Source organism: Streptomyces synnematoformans (genome assembly GCF_039531005.1).
Taxonomy (GTDB): Bacteria; Actinomycetota; Actinomycetes; order Streptomycetales; family Streptomycetaceae; genus Streptomyces; species Streptomyces synnematoformans.
This window is the reverse complement of the sequence record NZ_BAAAPF010000012.1, coordinates 43,835-50,890: the sequence shown is the minus strand read 5'-3', so window position 1 is coordinate 50,890 and position 7,056 is coordinate 43,835. Positions and strand designations below refer to the sequence as shown.

Here is a 7,056-nt window from a genome sequence, read left to right as displayed (position 1 = left end):
CGCGGCGCGCAGGGTGCCGGCCTGGCGCAGCGCGTCGGCACCGGCGGCCACAGGGGCGAGTACGGACAGGGCGAGGGCCAGGGCGGCCGGCGTCCAGGCGCCGTGGAGCCGGCCGCCGGTGGTGGCGGCACCGGCGGCGACGACGCCGACGAGGGCGAGGACGACCAGCACGTCCTGGACGGCGGCGAAGGCGCCCTCGTGCCGTGCCTCGGCACGCTGCGCAGCGGTGAGCCGGCGGCCGGCGGCGGCGAGCTGGGCGCGGCGGCGGTCGAGGGCGCCGTGGGCGAGGAGTTCGCGGATGCCGTCGACGGTGTCCACCGCGTCGGCGGACAGCCGGGCGGTCGCGGCCCTGGTGACCTCGCCGCGGGCCGTACGGCCGCCGGTCCCGAGCAGCGCGTGGGCCACCAGCGCGGCCGCGGCGGCCAGGGCGGCGGCCAGCAGCCAGGGGTCGAGCAGGCCGAGGACGGCCGCACCGGCGGCGAAGACGAGGGCGGAGGCGAGGAGCTGGGCGATGGTGTGGGCGTAGAAGAACTCCAGCGCCTCGATGTCGTTCATGGCGGTCGCGGCCAGGTCCCCGCTGCGGCGCCTGGCGATCCGGGCGGGGGCGCTGCGGGCGAGACCGTCGTAGACGCTGACGCGCAGGCGGGCCAGGACGCGGTAGGCCAGGTCGTGGGAGAGGTCCAGCTGCCGCCAGGTGGCGACCGCGCGCAGCAGCACCAGTCCGGCGAGGGCGCCGACGGTGGCGCCGTCCGGGGCGGTGCCGTCGATGACGGCCTGCCCGGTGGCGTGGGCGAGCCAGGTGCCGAGGACGACGAGGGAGGCCTGGTCGGTCAGGCAGGCGGCGGCGGTGCGCGCCGCCATGGCCCGGTGCGGGCGCAGGGCGGGCAGCAGGCGCCGCAGCGCTCGCCGCGGCGGGCCCTCCGGCGGGGCGGGCGTCGCCGATTGCTGGTCCATGCTTCCTCCCGCCCGTCAGGGCTGCAGGTCTGCGGCGGCGAGCGCGGCGTACGTGCCGCCGTCGTCGGTGAGGCTGCGGTGGTCGCCGACCGCGTCGAGCCGGCCGCGGTCGAGGACGACGATGTGGTCGGCATGCCGTACGGCGGCCAGGCGGTGGGCGACGATCAGGCAGGTGCGGCCGTGCGTGAGCCGCCGCAGCGCCTGGGTGATACGGGTCTCGCGGGCCTCGTCGACGGCGCTGGTGGCCTCGTCCAGGATCAGTACCGGCGCGTCGGAGAGCAGCGCGCGGGCGAGGGCCAGCCGTTGGCGCTGGCCGCCGGAGAGAGTCGCCCCGCGCTCGCCGAGTACGGTGGCGTAACCGGCGGGCAGCGCCGCGATCTCGTCGTGGATCCCGGCATCGAGGCACGCCGCGGCCAACTCCTCCTCGCTCGCGTCCGGGCGGGCCAGTCGCAGGTTGTCGGTGACGGAGGCGTGGAAGAGGTAGGTGTCCTGGGCGACGACGGCTATTCCGCGGCGCAGCGCGTCCAGTGCGAGGTCGCGGATGTCGGTGCCGTCGAGCCGGACGGCGCCGGCGTCGGGGTCGTGATGGCGCTGCAGGAGCGCGAGCAGCGTCGATTTGCCCGCCCCCGACGGGCCGACGAGAGCGGTGGTGCGCCCGGCCGCGCAGGTGAACGTGACGCCGGCCAGGGCGGGCCGGGCGGCGCCGGGGTACGTGAACGTCACGTCGGCGAAGGTCAGGGCCGGCGCCGTGGTCCAGCCCCGGCGCAGCGTGCCGGTGTCGGGGACGGCGGGCCGGGCGGTGCGCAGGGCGGCGATGCCGTCGGCGGCGGAGACGCCGAGGTAGCCGGCGTGCCACTCGCGCGACAGGTCGCGCAGCGGCCGGAAGCACTCGGAGGCGAGCATCAGCAGCAGGTACGTCTCGGCTCCGGTGGCGTTGCCGGTGGCGGCGGAGACGCAGGCCAGGAGGACGGAGACGAGCGTGCCCGCCTGGATGGCCAGGTCGGTCAGGGCCGTGTCCACCAGGGAGACGCGAAGCTTGGCAACCGTGGCCCGGTGCATCTGCGCGGAACGCTCCTCCAGCGCGGCGCGCTTGCGGCCCACGGCCCCGGCGGCGCGCAGCACCGGCATGTGCTGCAGCGCCTCAAGGTAGTCGGCGGCCAGGTGCTCGTACGTGTCCCAGTGCTCCTTGCCGCGGCCCGCGAGCGCCCGGTCCCACAGCCGCGGGGCGAGCAGGGCGAGGGCGACGGCGGCGGCGAGGACCGCGGCCGCCACCGGGTTCAGCACGGCCACCCAGATCAGCAGCGCGGGCGTGGCCAGGCCCACGACGGCCAACTGGGGCAGGTAGCGGGAGAGGTACGTGTTGACGCCCTCGACGCCGTCGACGACCGTGGCGCGCAGCGCACCGGCCCGCGCCGCGACGCGGTGGGCGGCGCCGAGGCGGCCGAGCTGCCCGACCAGCTCATCCCGGAGCCGCAGGCGGATGAGGGCCCCGGCGCCTGCCGCGGCGATCCGCTGCCGCCAGGTCAGCAGCGCGCGCAGGGCGACGCCCGCGACGACCGCGCCGAGCAGGGCGTGCAGCCGGCCGTCCGCGCCCCGGGCGATGTCGGAGAGCGCCACTGCCAGCAGCGCGGCCTGCGCGACGTGGGCGGCGGTGACGGCAGCGAGCAGCGCGGTGGCGCCCAGCAGCGGGCCGCGGGCCGTGCGTGCCGCGCGCAGCAGCTCGGGGTGCACCATCATCGGGCCTCGCCCCCCGCGGAGTTCGGGACGTCGGCGGGACGTCCGGCCGGTGCGGGCGGACGGGGCGCCGGGGCGGGCGCCAGGGCGGTCGGCGTGTCGGGATAGCACACCGGCCAGCCGCGTACCGGATCACGGCCCACCCGCCCGTCGACGCCGAAGACGTCCCGCAGCAGGTCCGGAGTGACCACGTCCGCCGGCGGGCCGTCCGCGGCCACCCGCCCGTCCCGCAGTGCCACCAGCCGCTCGGCGAACCGAGCCGCCAGACCCAGGTCGTGCAGGACCATCAGCACCGTCATGCGGCGCTCGGTGCGCAGCCGGACCACGAGCTGCAGCACCTCCAGCTGGTGGCGCAGGTCCAGGTACGTGGTGGGCTCGTCGAGCAGCAGCAGCGGGGCGTCCTGTGCCAGCGCGAGGGCCAGGCGTACGCGCTGGCGCTCGCCGCCGGACAGCTCGTCGACGTGCCGGTCGGCCCAGTCGGCGACGCCGACGTCGGCCATGGCGCGGCGGCTCACCGCGTCGTCGCCGTCGCGCAGCATGCCGAGCGGGCCCCGGGTGGCGTAGCGGCCCTGTCGCACCAGCTGGCGTACGGTCATCCCCGGTACGGCGGGCGCCGTCTGGTGCAGCAGCGCCACCCGCCGCGCCGCCGCCCGGCGGGGCAGCCCGGAGACGTCCGCCCCCGCCACCCGGATCCGGCCGGCGTCGGGTCGCAGCATGCCCGCGGTGAGGCGCAGCAGCGTGCTCTTGCCGCAGCCGTTGAGACCGACGAGGGCGATCAGCTCCCCGGCGCGCACGGACAGGCTCACCTCGTCGAGAACACGCCGCCCCGGGTAGCCGAAGCCGACCCGGTCGACCGCCAGGGCGGGCGGGTCGCCGGCACCGGGGCCCGGCTCGTCGGGGGCGAGGCCGGGCGCCTTCGATGCGGCGGTCGCGGGCTCGGTCACGTCGTGCTCCTCGTGGGTACGCGGGCGGGAGCCCGGTTCGTACGGCTCACAGTTCGGTGGTGTGGCGGCGGGCGACGGCCAGCAGGACCACCGCGCCGACCGCCGTGGTCACCGCGCCGACGGGGATGCTCAGATGTCCGGCACCCCACGACACGGCGGCGCGGGAGGAGAGTTGGGCGACGGCGTCCGCGCCGCACACGGCGACCGCACCGGCCAGCGCGGCGCCGGGCAGCGCGAGGCGCAGGTCCGCGCCGAGCAGCGCGAGCGCCACGTGCGGCACCAGCAGCCCGACGAAGCCCAGCGCGCCGACGGCCGCGACCGCACCCGCGGTCAGCCCCACCGCGCAGGCCAGCGCGAAACCCCGGGCCCGGGACGAGGCGAGACCCGCGGCCCGCGCCACGTCCTCGCCGCAGCGCAGCAGCATCAGCGGACCCGCCGTCAGCCAGGCGGCCGCCCCCCACGCCAGCGCCCAGGGCCACAGCAGCGCCCAGTGGTCCCACGTGCGGGCCTCGGTGGTGCCGACCAGCCACTGCACGACGCTGCCCAACTCGCCCGGCGCGACGAGCAGCACCATGGCCGTCAGCCCGCCCAGCACGGCGGAGACCAGCACGCCGTGCACCGCCACCGCCGCCGGGTCGGAGCGGTCCCGCCCGGCGAGGAGCCACAGCAGGCCCGCCCCGGCGCAGCCGCCGGCGACGGCGGCGACCACGACGGCGGTGGGCGACGCCCAGCCGGCCAGACCTGCGGCGGTCGCCGCGACGGCGCCGAGCACCGCCCCCGGGGTCACACCGGTGACCTCGGGCCCGGCCAGCGGGTTGCGCAGGGCGGCCTGGAGCACCAGCCCCGCGAGCCCCAGGCAGGCGCCCGCGACCAGCGCCACCAGGACGCGCGGCACGCGGAGCTGCCAGACGATGTGACGCGTCGTCGGGTCGACGGCGCCGCCCGTGAGCGCGGGCCACACCTCGCCCGGCGCGACCGCGCCCCCCGCCAGCAACCCGGTGACTGCGGCCAGCAGCACGGCTGCCGTCAGGCAGCCCAGCACCAGTCGCGGCCTGCGTACGGTCTGCGTACTCACCCGGCGCCGCCCCCGTCGGCCAGGCCGCGGCCGCCCGCCGCGTCGGTGTGCGACGCCGCAACCGGCGCTGGCGCCGGCGCCGGGAAGCGCCCGGGACCGGCCGGACTGCTGTCCACCGCGGTGCCGCCCGCGTCGGCGGGGCCGTCCCCCGCGTCGGCGGAACCGCGCCGCTTCCCCCTCGTACGCCACGGCCCGTCCTCTCGCCGGCGGTCCCGGCGGCCCCGGCGCCGGCCGGTCCGCAGCAGGGCCACCCCGGCGGGCACGCCGACCAGCGCGGTCCAGGCCCCGACTGGCGTCTCAACCGGCATCAGCACCAACCGGGCGGCCTGGTCGGCCCAGACGGTGAGCACGGCGCCCCAGGCCGCGGTCCACGGCAGCAGCCGCACCACGTCGGCCCCCGGCCGCAGCCGCCGGGCCAGGTGCGGGGCGAGGAAGCCGATCCACGCCACCGGACCGCACACCGCGACCACGGGGGCGATCAGCAGCACGGCCACGGCCAGCGCGGCCAGCCGGGCCCGCCGCACCCGTACGCCCAGGGCGCCGGCGTCCTCGTCGCCCAGCCGCAGCACCGCGAGCACCGGCGCACACAGCACGAGCAGCGGCACCGCCGCCACCAGCCAGGGCCACACGCCCGCCCAGGACTGCCAGGTCAGGCCGGAGAAACTGCCCAGCAGGTAGCGGTAGATGAGCTGCAGGTCGAGGTGGTCGGCCATGACCATCAGCACCAGCAGCCCGCTCTGCAGCGCGGCGTTGACGGCGGCGCCGGTGAGCAGCACCGCGGCGGGGCTGCGACCGAAGCCGGCGGCGAGCAGCGTCAGCACCCCGCCGGCGACCGCGCCGGCCACGGCCAGCAGCGGGTGCAGCCAGCCCGGCAGGGTGAGGGCGAGGACGAGCGGCGCGGCCACGCCGACCGCGGCGCCGGAGGAGACCCCCAGCATCTCCGGTACGGCCAGCGGGTTGCGCAGGGCCTCCTGCAGTACCAGACCGGCCGCGCCCAGGCAGGCGCCGGCCGTGAGCGCCAGCAGCAGCCGGGGCAGCCGGATCTGCTGGACGACGAGCGCTTCGAAGCGGGCCACCCCGTCCCCACCGGCACCGTCGCCGAGGAGTGCGCCCGGCAGCCGGGCCGGCGGCACGGCCGGGGTACCGAGGCTCAGCGCGCACCACGCGGCCGCCAGGAGGAGGGCCGCGGCGACCGCCCAGGGAGAGGACCTCCGGAGGGCGGCCCTCATCGCAGAGCGGCCGTGGCCTCGTCCAGAACGATGCCGAGTGAGCGGGTGCCGCGGCCCTTCGCCCACACCTCCGGGTCGACCTCGATCACCTTGCCGTTCTGCACGGCCGGGATCTGCGACCACAGCGGGTTGCCGGCCAGCTTCTCGGAGAGCTTCTGGTCCACCGCGCCGAAGGAGAGGGTCTCGACGAACAGCACGTCCACGTCGTTGGCGAGGATCTCCTCCATGCTGTACGTGCCCTCGACGCCCCGGTCCCGCCACGGGTAGTCGCTGATCCCGGGGAACAGCCCCGCCGCGATGTCCCTGCCCGGGGCCGCCACGCCGAAGTTCTCGTCGCTTCCGAAGATGACGAGCGCCGTCTTGCCGCTCCTGTTCCGCTGTGCGCGCTCCAGCTTGCCGCGGAACCGCTTCTCCGCCGCCACCGCCTGCTCGCCGCGGCCGGTGAGCGCGGCCAGGTCCCGCAGGTAGGCCACGCTGTCCCGCCAGTCGTTCGGCTGGACCGGCCAGAACGCGGTCGCGCCCTTCAGCGCGGGAGCGAGCTTGCCGTGGGTGTCCTCCAGGCCGATCACCAGGTCGGGTTTGTGGGACAGGATCGCCTCGACCTCCGGGGCGATGAACCCACCGGGTATGACGGGGACCTCGTCCGCCTGCTCCTTGCCCAGGAAGTCCGGGTGGGCGAGGACCTGGGAGTTGGTCGCGGTGGGCACCATGCCCAGCTCGGTCAGCATGTCGTCGCAGAGCGCGACCAGGCAGACGATCCGCTTCGGGGGGCGCTCGGGAGCCACGTGCACGCCGCGTGCGTCGGTGATGCGGTCCGCCTCGTCGACGGGCTCGACCGGCGGCAGTTCGGCCGCCGGGCTGCCGGTGCCGTCCCCGGAGCCCTTGCCGGACGACGTGGCTTCGCCACAGCCGGCGGCGAGCAGGGCGCCGGCGAGCGTCAGGGCGGCGGTACGGAACAGGGCGGATCTGCGGGAGCGCGGCATGGGCGGTGGTTCTCTTTCGTCGGCGGGAAGCTGGCCAGCGAGGGTGTCGCGTGACCACCCCCATCGAGCAGTCATGATAATCGTTTTCAATTTACTCGACCACTGCCCCCCCCCGGAGGAGCCTTGTGACCGCCCTG

6 protein-coding genes are annotated in these 7,056 nt (G+C 77.1%); all 6 read right to left on the bottom strand.

Features of this window, described 5'->3' with window-relative positions:
* Positions 1-954, bottom strand: a 954-nt coding sequence (locus ABD317_RS04740; RefSeq protein WP_344288113.1) for an ABC transporter transmembrane domain-containing protein, incomplete at its 3' end; no start/stop codon positions are given.
* A gap of 15 nt (positions 955-969) precedes the next feature.
* The gene (locus ABD317_RS04735) at positions 970-2,691 is read right to left on the bottom strand and encodes an ABC transporter ATP-binding protein/permease (protein WP_344288111.1); all 1,722 of its coding nucleotides are present in this window, start codon (positions 2,689-2,691) and stop codon (positions 970-972) included.
* On the bottom strand, positions 2,688-3,548 hold the full coding sequence (locus tag ABD317_RS04730; RefSeq protein ID WP_344288121.1) for an ABC transporter ATP-binding protein: 861 nt from the start codon (positions 3,546-3,548) through the stop codon (positions 2,688-2,690). Before ABD317_RS04730 ends, ABD317_RS04735 begins: the two co-directional genes overlap by 4 nt.
* 130 nt (positions 3,549-3,678) lie before the next feature.
* Positions 3,679-4,662 carry a FecCD family ABC transporter permease gene (locus ABD317_RS04725; RefSeq protein WP_425582271.1) on the bottom strand — a complete coding sequence of 328 codons (984 nt, stop codon included), beginning with the start codon at positions 4,660-4,662 and terminating at the stop codon, positions 3,679-3,681.
* A gap of 41 nt (positions 4,663-4,703) precedes the next feature.
* A complete protein-coding gene (locus tag ABD317_RS04720; RefSeq protein ID WP_344288108.1) occupies positions 4,704-5,936 on the bottom strand; it encodes a FecCD family ABC transporter permease in 1,233 nt (410 codons plus the stop codon).
* Positions 5,933-6,919, bottom strand: a complete 987-nt coding sequence (locus tag ABD317_RS04715; RefSeq protein WP_344288106.1) for an ABC transporter substrate-binding protein — start codon at positions 6,917-6,919, stop codon at positions 5,933-5,935. Before ABD317_RS04715 ends, ABD317_RS04720 begins: the two co-directional genes overlap by 4 nt.
* Positions 6,920-7,056 lie beyond the last annotated feature (137 nt).

What these genes read in the sequence shown, in the direction of transcription:
- ABD317_RS04735 (WP_344288111.1), bottom strand. Translation starts at nt 2,691, where the DNA reads ATGATGGTGCACCCCGAGCTGCTGCGCGCGGCACGCACGGCCCGCGGC.
- ABD317_RS04715 (WP_344288106.1), bottom strand. Translation starts at nt 6,919, where the DNA reads ATGCCGCGCTCCCGCAGATCCGCCCTGTTCCGTACCGCCGCCCTGACG.
- ABD317_RS04720 (WP_344288108.1), bottom strand. Translation starts at nt 5,936, where the DNA reads ATGAGGGCCGCCCTCCGGAGGTCCTCTCCCTGGGCGGTCGCCGCGGCC.